Source organism: Micromonospora sp. FIMYZ51 (assembly GCF_038246755.1).
In the GTDB taxonomy this organism is placed as follows: Bacteria; Actinomycetota; Actinomycetes; order Mycobacteriales; family Micromonosporaceae; genus Micromonospora.
On sequence record NZ_CP134706.1, the window covers coordinates 4,343,057 to 4,361,716 of the forward strand.

At 71.3% G+C, this 18,660-nt stretch carries 14 protein-coding genes; 12 read left to right on the forward strand and 2 right to left on the reverse strand.

All coding sequences use genetic code 11. The annotated features are described in order from the left end of the window. Positions 1–40: 40 nt before the first annotated feature. Together QQG74_RS19705 and QQG74_RS19710 are read right to left on the reverse strand one after the other, a co-directional pair. Positions 41–673, reverse strand: a complete 633-nt coding sequence (locus QQG74_RS19705) for an HNH endonuclease family protein (protein ID WP_341716237.1) — start codon at positions 671–673, stop codon at positions 41–43. A 150-nt stretch (positions 674–823) separates the two neighbouring features. Further along, complete coding sequence (locus tag QQG74_RS19710) at positions 824–2,158, reverse strand: hypothetical protein (RefSeq protein ID WP_341716238.1); 1,335 nt, start codon at positions 2,156–2,158, stop codon at positions 824–826. 196 nt (positions 2,159–2,354) lie between these two features. Between QQG74_RS19710 and QQG74_RS19715 the strand changes: the two genes are divergently transcribed. The 12 genes from QQG74_RS19715 (at position 2,355) to QQG74_RS19770 (ending at position 18,648) form a co-directional block, all read left to right on the forward strand. Next, on the forward strand, positions 2,355–2,942 hold the full coding sequence (locus QQG74_RS19715) for a response regulator transcription factor (RefSeq protein WP_341716239.1): 588 nt from the start codon (positions 2,355–2,357) through the stop codon (positions 2,940–2,942). A 208-nt stretch (positions 2,943–3,150) separates the two neighbouring features. Continuing rightward, on the forward strand, positions 3,151–6,870 hold the full coding sequence (locus QQG74_RS19720) for a VWA domain-containing protein (RefSeq protein ID WP_341716240.1): 3,720 nt from the start codon (positions 3,151–3,153) through the stop codon (positions 6,868–6,870). A 4-nt stretch (positions 6,871–6,874) separates the two neighbouring features. Further along, positions 6,875–7,501, forward strand: a complete 627-nt coding sequence (locus tag QQG74_RS19725; protein WP_341716241.1) for a DUF4255 domain-containing protein — start codon at positions 6,875–6,877, stop codon at positions 7,499–7,501. Positions 7,502–7,506: 5 nt separating this feature from the next. Beyond that, positions 7,507–9,612, forward strand: a complete 2,106-nt coding sequence (locus QQG74_RS19730) for an AAA family ATPase (protein ID WP_341716242.1) — start codon at positions 7,507–7,509, stop codon at positions 9,610–9,612. 118 nt (positions 9,613–9,730) lie between these two features. Continuing rightward, a complete protein-coding gene (locus QQG74_RS19735; protein WP_341716243.1) occupies positions 9,731–10,483 on the forward strand; it encodes a DUF4157 domain-containing protein in 753 nt (250 codons plus the stop codon). A gap of 142 nt (positions 10,484–10,625) precedes the next feature. Continuing rightward, positions 10,626–14,138 (forward strand): hypothetical protein, encoded by a 3,513-nt coding sequence (locus tag QQG74_RS19740; protein WP_341716244.1) that lies wholly within the window; start codon positions 10,626–10,628, stop codon positions 14,136–14,138. Further along, positions 14,135–15,229 (forward strand): HEAT repeat domain-containing protein, encoded by a 1,095-nt coding sequence (locus QQG74_RS19745; protein WP_341716245.1) that lies wholly within the window; start codon positions 14,135–14,137, stop codon positions 15,227–15,229. Before QQG74_RS19740 ends, QQG74_RS19745 begins: the two co-directional genes overlap by 4 nt. Positions 15,230–15,437: 208 nt before the next feature. Continuing rightward, the gene (locus QQG74_RS19750; RefSeq protein WP_341716246.1) at positions 15,438–16,967 is read left to right on the forward strand and encodes a phage tail sheath subtilisin-like domain-containing protein; all 1,530 of its coding nucleotides are present in this window, start codon (positions 15,438–15,440) and stop codon (positions 16,965–16,967) included. Positions 16,968–16,991: 24 nt separating this feature from the next. Then, positions 16,992–17,435, forward strand: coding sequence for a phage tail protein (locus QQG74_RS19755; RefSeq protein WP_189047989.1), 444 nt, complete (start codon positions 16,992–16,994; stop codon positions 17,433–17,435). 4 nt (positions 17,436–17,439) lie between these two features. After that, positions 17,440–17,889 carry a hypothetical protein gene (locus QQG74_RS19760; protein ID WP_341716247.1) on the forward strand — a complete coding sequence of 150 codons (450 nt, stop codon included), beginning with the start codon at positions 17,440–17,442 and terminating at the stop codon, positions 17,887–17,889. After that, positions 17,886–18,044 carry a DUF6760 family protein gene (locus QQG74_RS19765; protein ID WP_341716248.1) on the forward strand — a complete coding sequence of 53 codons (159 nt, stop codon included), beginning with the start codon at positions 17,886–17,888 and terminating at the stop codon, positions 18,042–18,044. Before QQG74_RS19760 ends, QQG74_RS19765 begins: the two co-directional genes overlap by 4 nt. A gap of 4 nt (positions 18,045–18,048) precedes the next feature. Beyond that, positions 18,049–18,648 (forward strand): hypothetical protein, encoded by a 600-nt coding sequence (locus tag QQG74_RS19770; protein WP_341716249.1) that lies wholly within the window; start codon positions 18,049–18,051, stop codon positions 18,646–18,648. Positions 18,649–18,660 lie beyond the last annotated feature (12 nt).

Sequence of the window (18,660 nt, forward strand, 5' to 3'; positions counted from 1 at the left end):
GGTGGGGCGGTGGCCGGTCCGGTCCACCGCCCCACGGGCGTCAGCAGGTGTTCAGCATGCTGTTGAGCGCCGACTTCTCCGCACTGTCCACGGAGAGGCCGTAGTACCACTTCACCTGGATCCAGGCCCGGGCGTAGGTGCAGTGGAAGGCGGTACGCGGCGGCTTCCACGCGGCCGGGTCCTTGTCGCCCTTGGCCGAGTTGATGCTGCCGGTGACCGCCCACAGTTCCGGGCCACCGAGGTCGTTGGCGTAGCTCTGGCGCCGGGCCGTGGTCCAGGACCAGGCGCCGGAGCGCCAGGCCTCGGCGAGCGGCACCACGTGGTCGATGGAGATGTCGGCGGGGTTGGTACGGGTCACCCCGTCGTACGGGCTGTACCAGGACCCGGAGGTCGGGTAGCAACTGGCGTTCACCACGACGTTGCTGCCGTCGCGCTTGAGGACCTGCTCCCGGGTGTTGCAGGTGCCGGTGATCGTGATCCAGTGTGGGAACAGGTCGCGGTTGTAGCTGGACTGGTGCGACTCGGCGGCGACGCTCAGCGAGTTGAGTCGGCTCACCGCCGTGCTGTGCGACGGGATGTTGGGCGGGGTGGCCTGGACCGGGGTCGGGACCACCAGGACGGAGAGGACGACGGCGGCCACCGTGGCGAGGGCGGCCTTGGGTACGCGAGCCACGTGACGACTCCTTGCTGTCGCCGGCCACGGCGGGTGGGGGAGCCCGACTGACGCATGGCAGGCGACAACACGGATTGTCGCAGACATCGTGATCATTGAATCAAATCACGTGGCACGGTGCCGTGAACGGCGGTTGAAAGGGCGGCGGCGTCAGGGCGCCGGGGTCGCGGTCGGACTCGGGGCGACCCGGCGAATGTAGCCGTTGAGCAGGGCGAAGTCGCGGCACTGGCCGCCACCGCCACCGGCACCGTCAAGTGCGGTGCCCGCCTGCCGGCAGTTGACCCGCAGGCTCACCACCGCCCCGGCCGGAATCTCGATCGGGGAGACCATGTGGTAATCCAGATCGCGGAAGTTCTGCAACGCGACGGTCTGCACCGTCCGGCCATCGATGATCAGGTCGAGCCGCCCCTCGTCGCCCTGCGGGTTTTGCAGGAAGATGTCGGTAAGCACGAAGACCCGCCGGGACGGCACCGTGTACTGGTCGGTGCGAGTGGCCCGGGCCGGCGCGGTGACGGCGAGCCGCCGGCTGAACGAATCGGCGCCGGGCGGCAGCACCGGCACGCCCACCTCCGGGGTGCGACTGGGCGTGGGGTTGGGCCGCGGTGGGGCCGAGGTGGCGCCGGCCGCCGCCGCCACCGCCTGGTCGGCCTTGCTCTGTGCCTCCTGCGCCCGGGTGTCGGCGGCCTGGGCCTGCTGGGCCACCGGCGCGACCTGTTCCTGGGCGGCCTCCTCGGCCAGCGACTTCACCGACGGGCGTAGCAGCGCGTACCACAGGCCCGCACCGAGCAGCGCCAGCACCACCAGCGCCGCAATCACCCGGCCGATGCCCTGGGGCAGGATCGGCTCCTGCACCGTGGCCGCGTCGAGCCGAGCTGGCGGCACGTCGTCGGTGACCACATCGACCTGGAACGGCAGCGTGACCGGTTGCCCCTGCCACAGCAGCTTGCGGGACCGGGCGCGGACCTGGACGAACGCCGCCTCGCCCGGGGCGATGACGAGTTCCGCCGGGCGGATCGCGACGGCGAGCCGATTGTTCGGGTCGCTGCCGGCCAACGCCACGCCGAGTGGGATGTTGCCGACGTTTGCCACCGACACCTCGTGCCGGCCGGTACGCCGGCCCCGCGAGGTGCGCGGCAGGATCTCCGGCGTGATCGCCGCGAACGGCAGCACCCGCACGGTGCCCTCCGGCACCACCTGCGCGTCCGGGCTCTCGGCCGGGGTGACCCGCACCGCGAACGGCCGGTCCCCGGCCACCACCTGCGCGGAGCGGGGTGGCTGGAAGCGCACGACGGCCGACCCGGTGTCGCCGGGGTAGACCGTGACGAGGGGCGGGTCCGCGCTGGCCCAGCCGGCCGGCTCGCCGAGCACCTCGATCGCGTACGACTCGACTATCGATCCGGTGTTGCGGATATCGAGCCGGCAGGTCGACTCGCTGCCCGGGCTGACCTCGACCAGGTCGGCGTCCAGGTAGGCCTCGGTGGTCATGGCGCGACTCTAGGAGCGGTCCGGCCGATTCAATCAGGCATTGAGGAAGACCTTAGGGCAACCCGTGAGGGCTGTTGAGCCCACGTTGACTGCACGATTGGTGCGCGCAGCGATACTCGGCGCGACGTGTCGTTCGACTGTGCGCTGCTTGGGGGAGCCAATGCGACGTCTGCCCGTCCATCTCTACTCCACTGACGTGATCTCACGTGCCGGCGTGGTCAGCCAACTCCGGCCCCGCCCGGAGGTGTTGCTGCTCGACGAGTCCGAGGCGGATCAGGCGGCCGTCGCGGTGATCGTCAGCGACAGCATCGACGAGCCGGCCCTGCGTACGCTGCGTGCGCTACGCAGCCGGAGCCGGGCCGCCCTGGTGCTGGTGGTGACCCAGGCCGACGACGCTGGCCTGGTGGCCGCCGTGGAGCACGGGGTGGCGGGGATCGTGCGCCGCTCCGAGGCGAGCGCGGACCGACTGGTCGCGGTGATCCAGTCCGCCGCGGCCGGTGAGGGCGCCGTGCCACCGGACCTGCTGGGCCGACTGTTGCAGCAGGTCGGGGCGTTGCAGCGGGAGGTGCTCGGGCCACGCGGGTTGACCTTCGCCGGGTTGGCCGAGCGGGAGGTGGAGGTGCTGCGGCTGGTCGCCGACGGCTTCGACACCGCCGAGATCGCCACCAAGCTGTCCTACTCGCAGCGGACGATCAAGAACATCCTGCACGACGTGACGAACCGGCTGCATCTGCGCAACCGCTGCCACGCGGTGGCGTACGCGTTGCGCAACGGCCTGATCTGAGCGGCGACCGGCCCGCAGTCGGGCCCGGCTGGACAGCGTCGGCGGGATCCCCCGACCTCCGTTGCCCGGCTGGACAGCGTTCGCAGGGTCCCCCGACCCCCGTTGCCCGTTTGGGCAGGCCGCGCTGCCCGCAGACCGGCCCGCACCGGCACCACCCCGCCGGGCCGCGACGGCCAGGGTGATGGCACGTGTGTCCACGGGAGGTGTCGTGCGCTGGGGCAGCCGCCGCTGGGGAGTCATGGTGCTCGGGCTGCTGGCCGGGCCGGCCGTGGTCGCGCCCGAGCCGGTCGCACCGGCACCGCCGCCCGCCGCACCTGCGGCACCTGCGGCCGAGGCCGACTACCGGCTCGGCTACACCAGCACCGAACGGCCGACGCTGCTGATCGGCCAGGAGAGCAGCCGGGCCCCGCGACCGCTGCTGACCGAGGCCGAACGCGGCGACGCCGAGCAGGACGCCGACCTGCGCGCCGGTCGGGTGGTCTGGGTGGGACGCCGGGCCACCGCCGGTGGCGCCGACCTGGCCGGTAGCCTCTGGCTCCGCCGGCCCGGGGCGGCACCGGTGCGGCTGGTCGGCGGCCCCGGCACGGTCGCGCATCCGGCGCTCTCCCCCGACGGGCGGCGGGTCGCCTTCACCAGCGACCGCGCCGGCAACGCCGACATCTGGGTGATCGGCACCGACGGCTCCGGGCTACGCCGACTCACCGACCATCCGGCCGAGGACAGCTGGCCGACCTGGTCGCCCGACGGCACCCGGGTCGCGTTCGCCAGCACCCGGGCCGACCTCGCCGGTGACCTCTGGGTCATGTCGGCGACCGGCGGCGGGCAGACCCGGCTGACCGACGGCCCCGCCGCCGACGGGCAGCCCGCCTGGTCGCCCGACGGACGCCGGCTGGCCTTCACCACCACCCGCTTCGCGCCGGCCAGCACTCCCGGCCTGCGTACGGTGGCCACCGTGGCCGCGACCGGCGGCGCGGTGACCCGGGCGGTGCCCGGCCCGGGGGACGCCGCCGAACCGGCCTGGTCACCGGACGGCACCCGGCTCGCCTTCACCACCACCCGCACCGACCCGGCCGGCGACATCCACGTGCTGCGCGACGGGCGGGTCACCGCGGTGGCCACCGGCCCGTTGCCCCAGCACCAGCCGGTGTGGCGGGGCGACGACCTGATCTGGACGGCGACCGACACCGAGCGCACCAGCGACGTGTGGAGTGCCGACGCCACCGGCGGTGACCGACGGGATCTCACCGCCCGGCCGGGGCGTACCGAGAGCGCTCCGGCGTTCAGCCCGGACGGCACCCGGCTGGCCTACAGCGCCGAGCAGCCGGACGGCGGCGCCCGCATCGTCGTCGCCGACGCCACCGGCGCCAACCCGCAGGTGCTGGCGCCGCCGGGCACCACCGGCACGGACCACGACACGGACCCGACCTGGGCACCGGACGGCACGGCCATCGCCTTCACCCGCCACTCGTCGGACCAGCGCCGGCCGTCGCGGATCCTCGCCGTCTCGGTCACCGACGGGCGGCTGGTCACCGAGGTACCGATGCCGTGGTTCCTGCGCGGCGCCGACACGCAGCCCTCCTGGTCACCCGACGGGCGGCAGCTGGCCTTCACCCGGAACTCCTGGGCCCGCGACAGCGAACTCGAATGGCCCGTGGTGGACCGGCCCGCGCTGCCCGGCACCACGATCGACTTCACCCAGTCGGTGCGTACCCCGCCGATCCCGCCCCGGCCGGACATCGTCTTCCTGGTCGACGACACCGGCTCGATGGCCGAGCCGGGTGAGGGCGGCGCCAGCGTCATCCAACAGCTGCGGACCCGGCTGCCCGAGGTGATCGCCGATGTCCGGACCAGCGAACCGGACGCCCGCTTCGGCCTGGCGACCTTCAGCGGACGCGGTGGCAACGGCCAGTACGACCCGCTCATGTACTACCCCCGCCAGGAGGTGACCGACAACAACGACCTCATCAACCGGGCCGTCGCGGGCCTGACCGCGCAGAGCGGATTCGGCACCGAGAACTGGTTCTACGCGCTGCGGCAACTCGCCCGCAACGACCGGATCGGCTTCCGCCCGGACAGCAGCCGGGTGGTGGTGCTGATCAGTGACACCGACAGCGTCGACAAGACCGCTCCGCCGCCCGAGGAGGGCGAGATCGGCGAGGCCAGCCTGATCAGCGAGCTGCGGGCCGCCGGGATCGCGTTGATCGGCGTACCCATCGTCGGTGCCGACTTCGAGCGCGGGCTCAACTTCGACGGGGCGGCCGGGCGGATCGCCACCGCCACCGGAGGCCGGCTCACCGCCGACAGCTCCCCCGCCGGAATGATCGAAGCGGTGCAGCGCGCCATCCGCAGTCTCACCGTCACCGTCGACCCCGAAGCCACCTACTGCGACGACGGTCTCTCGGTCACCTTCGACCCCGACCCCGCCCAAGTGGAGGCCGGCACCCGGGCCCGGATCCGGGAGATCATCACCGTCGCGCCGGACGCGGTCCCCGGATCGGTGCTGCGCTGCACGATCAATTTCGACCTCGATCCGGCGCAGCCCAACCGGGACGCCGTACAGGAACTGATCGTCCGCGTCGCCCAGCCCGGCGCGCCCTTCGTCCGCATCGACGACGTACGGGTGCCGCCCACCGGGCCGGACGGCGCGCGGGTGAACTACCAGGCGTCGGCGGTGGACGGGGTCGGCCGGCCGCTACCCGTACGCTGCCAACCGCCGCCCGGTTCGCTCTTCCCGATCGGGCAGACCGTGGTGACCTGCACGGCCACCGACCGCGACGGCCGGACCTGGTCCGACCCCGGGCTGATCATCGTGACCGACCCGGCGGTCCAGGGCAGCCGGATCTGGCTGGCCCGCCTCGACGGCGACCTGGCCGGCACGGTGACCGTCACCGACCAGTGGGACCTCAGCGCCCGGGTCGGGCCGCCGTGCCCGAGCCGCTCCGCCGACCGCGCGCCGGCCTGGTCACCCGACGGCGGCAGCATCGCGTACGCGGACAGCTCCGATGACCTCTGCGTGGTGCGACCGGACGGCACCGGTGCCCGGCACCCGCTCGCCCCGGCCGACCGCGCCGGCCGTACCGTGACGGACCCGGCCTGGTCCCCGGACGGCCGACGGATCGCGGTGGCGTTGAGCCCTGCCCCGGCGGACGAGCCATCGGCGGCCGACGCCTCGGACATCGTGGTGCTGCCCAGCGGCGGCGGCCCGGCCAGCACGGTGATCCCGGTGGTGGGCCGCGAGCCGGCGTTCCAGCGCCTGCCGGTGCCCGACCTGAGCCTGACCGTCTCGGTGAACGCCCAGCCCGGCTACCTCGGCGGCGACCCGAGCACGGTCACCTTCACCGTGCGCAACGCCACCGCACTACCGGCCGACAACGTCTGGTTGGACATCACCCCGCCCGCACCACTGCTGCCGCTGGTCAGCACCGACGCACGCTGCGACGTCGGCCGTCGACTCTGCCGGCTCGGCACCCTCGGCCCCGGCGCCCAACAGGTGATCAGGGTGGTGCTGGTGCCACGCGCGGCGGTCGCGGCCCCGGTCGTGGGCCGGCTCACCGCGACCGTCCGGCAGGTGCCGGCGACGCGGACCGCGCAGGCCCCGGTGCGGGTACTGGCTCCGAAGGTACGCGTCGACCCGGCCATCGGTCCGCCCGGCTTCGTCACCGCGGCGATCGGCACCGACTTCCCGCCCGGGGCACGGGTGCGGTTGACCTGGTCGCCGGGGATCACCACCACTCCGGACACGGTGGTCGTCGGCGCGGACGGCAGCTTCCGCACCCAACTCCTGGTGCTGCGCAAGGACACCCTGGGTCCCCGCGACCTGACCGCCGAGCGGGTCACCGGTCGCGCCTTCGCGCCGGTACGCGCACCCGAGCCGTTCCTGGTGGTACCGCGCGGGCTCGGCCCGCCGCTGTTCAACGGGCGGGGGTGAGACGGTGATCCACGAGATCGACGACGCGCTGCGTCGGCTGGTACGCGACGAGGCGCTGCCCGGGTCCGGCGTGGAGATCGTGCTGGAGGCGCCGACAAAGGAGTGGGCGGCCCGCCGTAACGCGCCCACCGTGAACCTCTACCTCTACGACATCCGCGAGGACCTGCGCCGCCGCTCCCGTGGCCTGATCAACGAGTACGACGAGCGGGGCCAGGTGAGCCGCCGGGTCATGCCGCCCCGCTACATCAAGCTGTCCTATCTGGTCACCGCCTGGACCCAGCGGCCGGAGGACGAACACCGCCTGCTCTCCTCGTTGCTCCTGTGCTTCCTGCGCTTCGACGCCGTACCGGCGGCGGTGTTGACCGGCTCGGTGGCCGCGATCGGCATGCCGGTGCCGATGACGGTCGCGCTGCCGCCGCCGGAGGACCGGGCGTTCGCGGATGTCTGGACCGCGCTCGGCGGCGAGTTGAAGCCCTCGCTCGATCTCGTGGTCAGCACGCCGGTGGAGAGCGGTCGCGAGGTGCCGGTCGGGCCGCCCGCCTACGAGGGCATGGTCGCCGAGGTCGCCGACACCACCACCGACGACCGGGCCGACCGGGTCGGGCACCGCCCGGCCCGGTCGGGAGGTTGACCCGCGTGGCCGGCGAGATCCGATCGTTGCTGCATCGCCTGCAACGCCTGGAACTGGCGGTACGCGCGGCCGTGGCACGTCGGCGGGAGAGCGACCCGCAGCCGGACGACCCGTTCCGCGGGCTCTACCTTTCCGACGAGGCGGTCGACGCGGCCCTGGCCACCGCCCGCGAGCCCTTCGAGCCGTGGCCCGCCGGCCCGGAAAGCAACGGACCAGAGGCCGACGAATCGGCAGGCACCAGCCGGGCGGCCAGCGGACCGGAAGGTGTCCGGGCATCGGCCGGCGAGCGGTCGGCGACACCGGCCGGCGACCGGTTGGCGGCGCTGGCCGGCGCGGCCGGGCTGACCCCGCTGGACGAGGCGCTGCTGCTGGTGGCGCTCGCCCCCGACGTGGACAGCCGGTTCGAGCAGTTCTACGGCTACCTCAACGACGACGTGACCCGCCGTCGCCCCTCGATCGGCCTGGCGTTGCGGCTCTGCGGGCTGCCCGAGGCCGCCGCGTCGGCCCGACTGCGGCTGGCCGCCGGTGCGCCGCTTATCGACCTGGCGCTGCTGCGGGTGGACTCCCCCGACCGGCCGGTGCTCAGTCGCGGGCTCTGGGTACCGGACCGGGTCAGCGGGTGGCTGCTCGGCGCCGACGCCCCCGAGCCGCTGCTGGTGGGGCTGGCCGCACCGGTCGCCCCGTGCGGTCCGCCGCCGGTCGAGGCGGCATCGCTGGGGCGGGCGTTGGACCGGGCCGGCGCACGCCTGGCGTACCTGCGGGAGCGTTCCGGCGGCAGCGCGACGGCGCTTGCGGTGGCCGCGCTCGACGGCGCCGGGCGGGCTGCCCTCGCGGTCGATCTGCCCCGGCTGACGGCCGATCCGCAGCCGGCGGAGCTGGCCACCGCGCTGGTCCGGGAGGCGTTGCTCACCGGGGCGGGGCTGGTCGTCGGGCCGGTGCAGGGCGACGAGCCGTGGGCGGTCTGGGCCCGGCTGACCGCTGGTGAGGTGCCGGTGCTCGGGTACGGCACGCAGCCGTGGGATCCGGCCTGGACGGCCCGGCCACCGTTGCAGGTGGAGGTCGCGCCGCTGACCGTCGAGCAACGGGCCGAGGTATGGCGGTCCGCCCTGCCCGACGGGCTCGCCGACGGGCTCGATCCGGCCGCCGCCACCGCCCAGTTCGTGCTCGGCGCGCCGGCGATCCATCGGGCCGCCTCGGTGGCCGTGCAACTCGCCACAGCCGCTGGCCAACCGGTCGATGAGGCACACTTGCGGGCGGGTGCGCGTACCCAGAACGCGGCCGGCCTGGAGCGGTTGGCCCGGCGGATCACCCCGGAGGTCGGCTGGACGGATCTGGTGCTGCCACCCCCGACGCTGTCGCTGCTGCACGAGCTGGCCGGCCGGGCCCGGCACCGGGACCGGGTGCTGCGCGAGTGGCGGATGCGCCCCGGTGGCGGGCGCGGGGTCGGGGTGACCGCGCTCTTCGCCGGTGACTCGGGCACCGGCAAGACGATGTCCGCCGAGGTGGTCGCCGGCAGCCTGGGATTGGATCTGTACACGGTCAACCTCGCCACGGTGGTGGACAAGTACGTCGGGGAGACCGAGAAGAACCTGGAACGGATCTTCGGCGAGGCGGCCGGCGTGAACGGGGTGCTGCTCTTCGACGAGGCGGACGCGATCTTCGGCAAGCGCTCCGAGGTCCGCGACGCCCACGACCGGTACGCCAACATCGAGAGCGCGTACCTGCTGCAACGGATGGAAACCTTCGACGGGCTGGCGGTGCTGGCCACGAACCTGCGGGCCAACCTGGACGAGGCGTTCACCCGACGGCTGGACGTGGTGGTGGACTTCCCGGTACCCGACGAGGCGGCCCGGCGGGCCTTGTGGGACCGCTGCCTCGGCGACCGGGTGCCCCGCGCGGCCGATGTGGACCTGGACTTCCTGGCCCACGCGTTCGAGCTGGCCGGCGGCCACATCCGCTCCGCCGCGGTGACCGCCGGCTACCTCGCCGCCGGGGCGGGCCGCCCGGTCGGCATGGCGGAGCTGATCGGCGCGGTCGGCCGCGAGTACCGCAAGCTCGGCCGGCTGACCCTGGAGAGCGAGTTCGGTCCCTACCTCGGCCTCGCCGGTTGACCGGCAGCCGCTGCCCCTTCGGGCAGCGCTTGTTGCCCTTCCTGCGGCGCCGACCGACCCGGTGGGAAACCTCGGTCACGGTGCACGGTCGAGGTGAACCTGGCGGCAGGGGGTAACCATGCGCGGACACCGCGAGTTCGATTCCGATTCGGCCGTACGCCCGGCCGGTGACCGCCCGACCGGCGCCGACCGGGACACCGAGTCCCTGACGTATGCCGCGGCGAGCGCCGGTCGCCCCGACGTGCTCGGCGCGTCCGGGCTGCTCGGCCTGCAACGGGCGGTGGGTAACCGGGCGGTCGGTGAGCTGGTCGAGCCGGATTCCTCGCCCGTGCACAACGTGGTCAACTCAGGTGGCGGGAGCCCACTGGCCCCGGAGGTGCGGGCGGACATGGAGTCCCGCTTCGGCGGGCAGGACTTCTCCGACGTCCGGGTGCACACCGACGGTGCCGCGCACGAGTCGGCGAAGTCGGTGAACGCGCAGGCGTACACCGTCGGGTCGAACATCGTCTTCCAGCGCGACAGCTACGACCCGTCCTCGGCCGGTGGTCAGCACATGCTCGCCCACGAGCTGACCCACGTGGTGCAGCAGCGCAGCGGGCCGGTCGACGGCACGGACCACGGCGGTGGGGTGAAGGTGAGCGACCCGTCGGACCGCTTCGAGCGGGAGGCCGTCGCCAACGCCGACCGGCTGATGTCCACCCCGGCGGCGCCCGCCCCGGCGGCTGCGATGCAGCGGGCCGTCGAGCATGCCGGGCACGACCACCCGGTGGCGCAGCGCGAGGAGGAGATGGCCGAGGAGGACGAGTCGGCACAGACGTACGTGCAGCGCCAGGAGGCCGGCGAGGAGGAAGAGGAAGCTCCGGCCGCCTGAGCTCCGACGGATGGGCAGTGCCCGATCGGGCAACTTTCGTGGCACTTCCGAGAGGCTGCCCGGTCAGTGACCAGTGACTCCCGGTGCCGGAGTCTCGTTTTCACGGTGAATTGAGTGGCGTTGCCCGGCCCGGGAGGTGCAGGTGAAGGCGCCGGCCGAGGAACGAGGGGCGCAACGCCCTGCGGTGCGCCCGGCCACGCCGCCACCGACCCGGCCCGCCGACGATTTGGACGCGGCGACCGCTGCGGACCGCCGGACCGACAGTCGCCCGTTGAGCCCCGCCGCCGCCCAGCGGTTACAGGCGGCGGCCGGCAATCGCGCGGTGTCCGCGCTGGTGGCGCGACGCAAGGCAGCCGCACCGGCCGCACGCCGACCGACCGCCACCGCCCGACCGGCGTCCGGCGGCACACCCACGCAGACCGGTTCCACCCCGTCGTCGGCTACGGCTCAGCTGGCCCCGGCACCCAGCACCGACGGCGCCGTTGTCGAGCCGTCGGTTCCCGTACCGGTGCAACGCCTGGCTCCTGGCGCGGACGCCGCGACCGGGCAGCGGCCCGGGCCCAACGCGGACCCGAAGTTCACGGCGCTGAAGGCGGACGTGCGCGGCAAGCAGAAGCTGCTGGCCGCACACCCACCGGCGAAGGCGGAGGCGGCAAAGGCGCAGGGCGCGGCGAAGCCACCGCAGGACGACAAGGAGGCACAGGGCAAGGCGGCGAACGCGGAGAAGATGAACGCCGCAAAGCCGGGTGAGTTCGACAAGGCGGCGTTCGTGCGGGCGGTCAACGAGGCGATCGCCGCGCAGGCGCCGAAGAACCTCGACGAGGCCGACAAGTTCGGCGACTCGGGTAAGGCCGACGCGGTCAAGGGCCAGGTGCAGGGCCAGGTGACCGACGGCAAGAAGGCGTCGGCGAACGCGATCGAGACCACCACCAAGGCGCCACCGGACACGGCGGCGGCGAAGGAGAAGCCGGTAACCCCGCTGGTGGCGGAGAAGTCGCCAGGCACGCCGGGTGCTCCGGATGCGGCCAAGGCGATACCGGACAAGGCACCGCCTGCGGCGACCGATTTCTCAGCCGGGCCGAAGCAGGTCGACCAGCAGATGGCCGACGCGCAGGTGACCGAGGAGCAGCTGGCGAAGTCCAACGAGCCGGAGTTCACCGGGGCGTTGAAGGAGAAGAACGCCGTCGAGCAGCACGCCGCCACCGCGCCCGGGCAGGTGCGGGCGGCGGAGGCGAAGACCCTGGCCGGGGCCAAGGCGGCGGCCGGGCAGGCCGGTGCGGCGGCGATGACCACCCTCGCCGGTGACCGTAAGCAGGCCGGTGCGCAGGTCGGGGCGGGCAAGGAGCAGGCCAAGTCCGCCGACGAGGTGAAGCGGGCGAAGGTCACCGCGATCCTGCAAAAGGTCTTCGACGCGACGAAGAAGGACGTCGAGGACATCCTCTCCGGGCTGGACAAGAAGGTCGACGCCCAGTTCACGGCCGGGGAGAAGGCGGCACGGGACGCGTTCACCGCCGAGCACAAGCGGCGGATGGACGAGTACAAGGACAAGCGCTACTCGGGCATCACCGGCGCGGGCCGGTGGATCAGGGACAAGTTCGCCGGGCTGCCCGAGGAGGCCAACCAGATCTTCGTGACGGCCCGCAAGGGCTACGTCGACCGGATGCAGCAGGTCATCTCGTCGGTGGCCGACACCATCGGCGCCGAGTTGACCCGGGCCAAGCAGCGCATCGCCACCGGCCGCAACGAGCTACAGGCCGAGGTGCGCAAGCTCCCCGCCGACCTCCAGGCGCTGGGCCGCGAGGCCGCCGCCGATTTCGCCGGCAAGTTCGACGAGCTGACCGAGTCGGTCAACAACAAGGGCACCGAACTCGTCAACACCCTGGCGACGAAGTACAACGAGGCGCTCGCCTCGGTGGACGAGGAGATCGCCGCCGAGAAGGAGAAGAACAAGGGTCTGGTCGCCAAGGCCGTCGACGCCGTCGGTGGTGCCATCAAGACCATCCTGGAACTCAAGGACATGCTGCTCGGCGTCCTGGCCAAGGCCGCGAGCGCGGTCGCGGCGATCATCAAGGACCCGATCGGCTTCCTCGGCAATTTGGTCAGCGCGGTCGGCGCGGGCCTGAAGGCGTTCATCGCCAACATCGGCGAGCACCTGAAGAAGGGCCTGGTCGGCTGGCTCACCGGCGCGATGGCCGGCGCCGGGCTGGAGTTGCCGGCCAAGTTCGACCTGCGCGGCATCGTCATGATGATCGGCTCGCTGTTGGGGCTGACCTGGGCGTCCATCCGTGGTCTGATCATCAAGCGCGGCGTGCCCGAGCAGGCCATGGGTGCGGTGGAGAAGTCCGTGCCGATCGTGCAGAAGGTGCAGTCGCAGGGCCTCGGCGGCATCTGGGAGGAGATCAAGGAGAAGGTCGGCGACCTCAAGGCCAACCTCTTCTCCAAGATCAGCGAGTACCTGATCCCGACCGTCCTGATGGCCGGCATCACCTGGATCCTCAGCCTGCTCAACCCCGCGTCGGCGTTCATCCGCGCGGTCAAGATGATCATCGACTTCGTCTCGTTCATCATCAACCAGGGCGCCCAGATCATCGAGTTCGTCAACTCGGTCCTCGACGCCATCATCGCCATCGCCGGCGGCGGGGCCGGCGGCGTGCCGGCACTTATCGAGAAGGCCCTGGCCCGGTCGGTGCCCGTGCTGATCGGGGTGCTCGCGGCGGTGATGGGCATCGGCGGCATCGCGAGCAAGGTCAAGAGCTTCTTCGCCGCTCTCGGCAAGCCGGTGAAGAAGGCGGTCCTCTGGATCGTCGACAAGGTCGCCGGCCTCGGCAAGAAGCTCTGGGCCAAGCTCAAGAGCAAGTTCGGCAAGAAGGACAAGCGCAGCCCGCAGGAGCATGAAAGGGCTCTGGACGCCGGCCTGCGCGACGCCCGACTGCTCGTTCGCCCCGGCGCCACGATCCCGGAAATTCAGAGTCGTCTTCCCGCCATTCAGCGCCGACACCGCCTCACCTCGCTCACTCTCGTGGTGGAAAACCAGAACGAGACCGAGAAGACGGTACATTTCGAGGCGACGGTCAATCCGAGAAAGAAGAGTCCGCCCGACAAGATTACTGGCGGCGGGCCAGGGCTCTACAAGGCCACCAAGACAGGACCCAACGCCTTCACCGGCAGTTTCGCCAACCTGGTCTCGGCCGCCTGGCAGCGGTACGACTCACTCACCACAGTCGACAAGCATCCCGGAAATGTGTTCCTGGTGCGGGCCGACGGAAAGGTGCCGCGACCGGCCGGCAACTATGCCGTACCGAGCGGCGGGACCATGGGAGCCGTCTACACGAACACCTGGCGAGCCGAGCTGACCCGACAGAAAGATCTCGAGAAGCGTAAGCTCCAAATCCAGAATCCGGAGTGGACGAAACCGGGCCTTCAGCACTTGGCGGAGAATGGGGCCAAGCGCGTCATCGAACAGCAACACGGCATGGGTTGGCTCGACCTGAACCTGCACAAGGGGAGGTGGGAAGAACACCACGTCAAGCCGGTCAACTGGGGCGGAGACAACTCACTCAACAATCTGATCTTCATCCGCACGGGGCAGCATACGCCAATCACGAATTTCTTCGAGTACTGGCTGAAACCGGAGATCATGAAGGACATAAAGTGACGGACGCCAACGGCGAGACACAGCGACTCATCCATGAATCCCTGGTCGCAGACAATCCGGAGCGGTTGATCAACGAACTGGTCACCAGCGGGCCCGACGCTCTTCAACAGGTCCTCGCCGCCGCGCACACGAAGGCAAATCGCTATCTTCCGAGCCTGTACGAGGTGGTGCGGCGCAGCACCTACCCGGCAGCCGTCCCCGTGTTGCAGCGGAATGTCGACATCGGCAATTACGCGACAGTCAGCAGTGTTCTCTGGGCTCTCGCGCATAACGACGAGGCGAGTGCGTTGGACATCGCGCTCCAACACCTCACTGATCCTGGGGCACTGTTCACGACCCGAGCGGCGGCGGCCAGTGCGCTCTACGGCGTCAAACAGCCAGCCGCCACCCAGGCTCTGCATGCCACTCTCGCGGAACAGCAGACCGACCCGGACAATCCGGAATTGCCGTTACTACTGGTCAACACGGCCACCGCCCTGGCCACCACGAACGACCACAGCGGCGCCCCCGCCCTCTACCGGCTGATGGAGAGCGATCACGAAACTGCTCGGTCACTGGCCACCACCGCGCTCCGTATCGTGATCGACCAGGATGCCCTACGACAACTGGCGACCGCTCTGGCCGATCCGAGTGCCGAGGTGCGAGGCGCTGCGGTCGATCCCGTTTTTCTGATCGGCTCACCCGCAGCCGCCGAATTGCTGCTACGCCGCGCCGAAGACGATTCGGACGACACCGTGCGGCACAACTCGCTCCTCCGATTCGGCGACATACTGGGACTGGCACTCGGCGGGTTGGACGACCTCTCGTTCGCGCAGGACGAGTGGGCAACGACGCGGTCAGAGCTCGATCAGGATGTGTGCTATCGCTTCGGCGAGGCGATCACCCTGGAGAACCTCGTGGAAGAGTTCACCGAGGAGGAGCAACTCCGCGAGAGAGTCGCCGAGGAGCTACAAATAGTCACCGGCATCGACGTACCGTCGATCTTCAAGCAAGGCGGCATCGACGCCGTACGCATCGCCACCGCCGAAGCGTCGATCAGGCCGGGCCGCGTCCACAAATGGGGATACGCACAGCCGTTGCCCCAACGGTGAGGACCGTGCCGGGCGGTCCGGGATCGACGCTGCCGACGACTGTTAATAAGGGGCCCTTCCTATACACAAGGCGTTAATAGGGGGCCCTTCCTTGCACTCGGTGCGCTTAAGGGCAGCGAAGGGTTCCCGATCATGCGGCCGGGTGGACGTTTGAAGCTCGCTGCGCAGGCGGGACGCTCGACTCGATCCCGAGGGACGAGGAGGCGTGATGCCCAACTACCTGGCGCCGGGTGTGTACGTCGAGGAGGTGGAGTCCGGCTCCCGCCCGATCGAAGGCGTCGGCACGGCGGTCGCCGCGTTCGTCGGCTTCGCCGCGCAGGGGCCGTTCAACACCCCGACGCTGGTGACCAACTGGAGCCAGTACTCGCAGATTTTCGGTGAGTTCGCCCCGGACTGCTACCTGGGCCACGCCGTCTACGGGTACTTCATGCAAGGCGGCGGGGCCGCGTACATCGTGCGGGTCGGCGGTGACCGGGCCGAGGAGGCATTGCCCGCCGCGTCCGCGCCGGCCGCCGTGCTCGGCACGTACAAGGTGGTCGCCCGGGCCCTGCCCGAGGGCACCCCGGAGGACGTCAGCGTCGAGGTCGCCGATCCGCCGGAGGGTGCCGGCGAGGACCGGTTCAACCTGGTGGTCAAGCGCGGCGGCCAGGTGGTCGAGACCTTCGAGTCGGTGACCACCAAGCGCGGCAAGGACAACGTGGTGCACGTGGTCCGCGAGCGCTCCAAGCTGATCACCATCGAGGAGGCGGCGCCGACCGGGCAACTGGCCCGGCCCAGCGGCGGCGAGGTGGCGCTGACCGGCCCGGAGCCGGCTCCCGCGCCGGGCAACGTCTCGGCCGACGAGTACGTGGGTGACGCGGCGGAGCGTACCGGCTTCGGCGGCCTGGAGGCGGTCGACGAGGTGACCATGGTCGCGGTGCCCGACCTGATGGGGGCCTACCAGCGCGGCGCGATCGACCTGGAGTCGGTGAAGACGGTCCAGTCGGCGATGATCGCCCACTGTGAGCTGATGGGTGACCGGATGGCCATCCTGGACCCGCCGCCCGCGCTCAGCCCGCAGCAGGTCAAGGAGTGGCGCACCGACCAGGCCGGCTACGACTCGAAGTACGCCGCGCTCTACTACCCCTGGATCAAGGTGTTCGACCCGGTCAGCGGCACCAACCGGTTCATGCCGCCCTCGGGCCACCTGGCCGGGGTGTGGGCGCGCAACGACGGGTCGCGCGGGGTACACAAGGCACCCGCCAACGAGGTGATCCGGGGTGCGGTCGCGCTGGAGACCCAGTTGACCCGCACGGAGCAGGAACTGCTCAACCCGCTTGGCGTCAACTGCATCCGGGCCTTCCCCGGCCGGGGCATCCTCGTCTGGGGCGCCCGGACGCTCTCCTCCGACCCGGCGTGGCGCTACCTGAACGTGCGGCGGCTCTTCAACTACCTGGAGGAGTCGATCCTCAACGGCACCCAGTGGGTCGTCTTCGAGCCCAACGACGACATGCTCTGGGCCAGGATCCGGCGCACGGTGAGCGCGTTCCTGGTCAACGAGTGGCGGCGCGGCGCACTCTTCGGCCTCACCCCTGACGAGGCGTTCTTCGTCAAGTGCGACCGGGAGACCAACCCGGCCGAGAGCATCGACGCCGGCCAGGTGGTGTGCCAGATCGGCGTCGCACCGGTCAAGCCCGCCGAGTTCGTGATCTTCCAGCTGGCGCAGATGTCCGGTGGCACCAGCCTGGTCAACGAGTAGTCCCCGTAGCGTCAGGAGGCAGTCGTGCCGCTCCCCGATTTCGACTCCGCCGTCGGCCACTCGTTCGGGCTGGAGGTGGACAGCATCGTCATCCGTCAGATCACCGAGGTCACCGGCCTCAAGATGGAGCAGGACGTCATCGAGTACAAGTCGAACACCGCCGATGGCAAGTTCGCCGTCCGCAAGGCGCCCGGCGCGCCGAAGGCCGGCGAGGTGACGTTGACCCGAGGGCTGACCGCGGACAACAGCTTCGAATCGTGGATCAAGGATTGCCGGTTCGGCAAGATGGGCCAGGCCCGCAAGGGTGGGGCCATCATCGTCTTCGACTACGAAGGCATCCCGATCAAGCGATACAAGCTGACCAACGCCTGGCCGAAGAGCCTGGAGATCAGCTCGCTCAAGGCCGGCGACACAAGCGTCCTCACCGAGAAGCTCGTGGTGACGTACGAGGCGATGGAGGTCGAGTAACCCCATGCGCCGTACGTCGTCCCTCGTTCCGCCGCCCGGCACCGAGGCGGCCGAACCGCCCGCCGTCGCGCCGCGCCGCGAGACGCTGCGCACGGAGTTCCCGTTCGAGCTGCCCCGCGGCTATGTCGACGGCTCCGGCACGGTGCACCGGGACGGCGTGATGCGGCTGGCGACCGCCCGGGACGAGTTGGTGCCCCTGCGCGACGACCGGGTACGCGAGAACCCGGCCTATCTGACCGTGGTGCTGCTCAGCCGGGTGGTCACCCGAATCGGCACGGTGGTGGACATCCATCCCGGTGTGGTGGAGGACCTGTTCGCCTCCGACCTGGCGTTCCTTCAGGACATGTACCGGCGGATCAACAGCGAGGGGCACACCCGCGCCAGTGTGGTGTGCCCGGAGTGTCAACACCGCTTCGCAGTCGAGATCGCCGGTGGCCGCCTGGGGGAATCGTGACGTACGCGGCCGACCGCATCTACTCCGAGGTCGCGTACGTCGCCTACCACTTCCACTGGTCACTGGACGAGATCCTCGACCTCGAACACGGCGAACGGCTGCGCTACGTGGCCGAGATCGCGAACATCAACAATCGCATCAGTCAGGGACGGTGACCCGATGTGGCGGTGGCCGTGGCGCTCGCAGCGGACCGTGCAGCGGTCCACCGCGCAGGACGGCACGCCCGACACCGCCTCGACCGGCGAGCACGCGGCCGACACCGCCGACGACCGGGTGGCCGAGACCGCGACCGGCGACCGCTCGGCCGAGACGGCGAGTGATGTCGCGCCGCACCGGCGTAGCGAGCCGCCCGCCTGGCAGGCCCTGCCGCCGATCCAGCGGATCACCCCCGACGAGCCACGGTTGAACCTGCCCGACACGTTCACCGGCACGCTGGCGTCCTGGCGCGATCCGTCGTACCTCGCCCCCCTCGGTCATCTCGTCTCCGGTGCCGAACCGGCCGGTGTGCTGCACGGCACCGCCGAGCCGGTGGCCACGCCAGCGCAACCGGACCCGGTCGGGCAGAGCGCCGCACACGAAACGGCACCGATGCCGCTCGCCACGCCGGCCGCGCCGACACCGCAGCGCACGGCTTCGCTGCAACGCTCGGTGCTCGGCACCGCAGCGTCCGCGCCCATGCCGGCCGCCGCGCGCCCTCCGGCCCGGCCAGCCCACACAGTTCCGGCTCCACCACCCCACCCGGCCCGGCCAGCCCGGTGACGAGCCACGGCG

Excerpts from the sequence above, each read along its gene's own strand:
- QQG74_RS19760 (WP_341716247.1), top strand. The coding sequence starts at position 17,440 with ATGCGCCGTACGTCGTCCCTCGTTCCGCCGCCCGGCACCGAGGCGGCC.
- QQG74_RS19770 (WP_341716249.1), top strand. The coding sequence starts at position 18,049 with ATGTGGCGGTGGCCGTGGCGCTCGCAGCGGACCGTGCAGCGGTCCACC.
- QQG74_RS19710 (WP_341716238.1), bottom strand. The coding sequence starts at position 2,158 with ATGACCACCGAGGCCTACCTGGACGCCGACCTGGTCGAGGTCAGCCCG.
- QQG74_RS19750 (WP_341716246.1), top strand. The coding sequence starts at position 15,438 with ATGCCCAACTACCTGGCGCCGGGTGTGTACGTCGAGGAGGTGGAGTCC.
- QQG74_RS19735 (WP_341716243.1), top strand. The coding sequence starts at position 9,731 with ATGCGCGGACACCGCGAGTTCGATTCCGATTCGGCCGTACGCCCGGCC.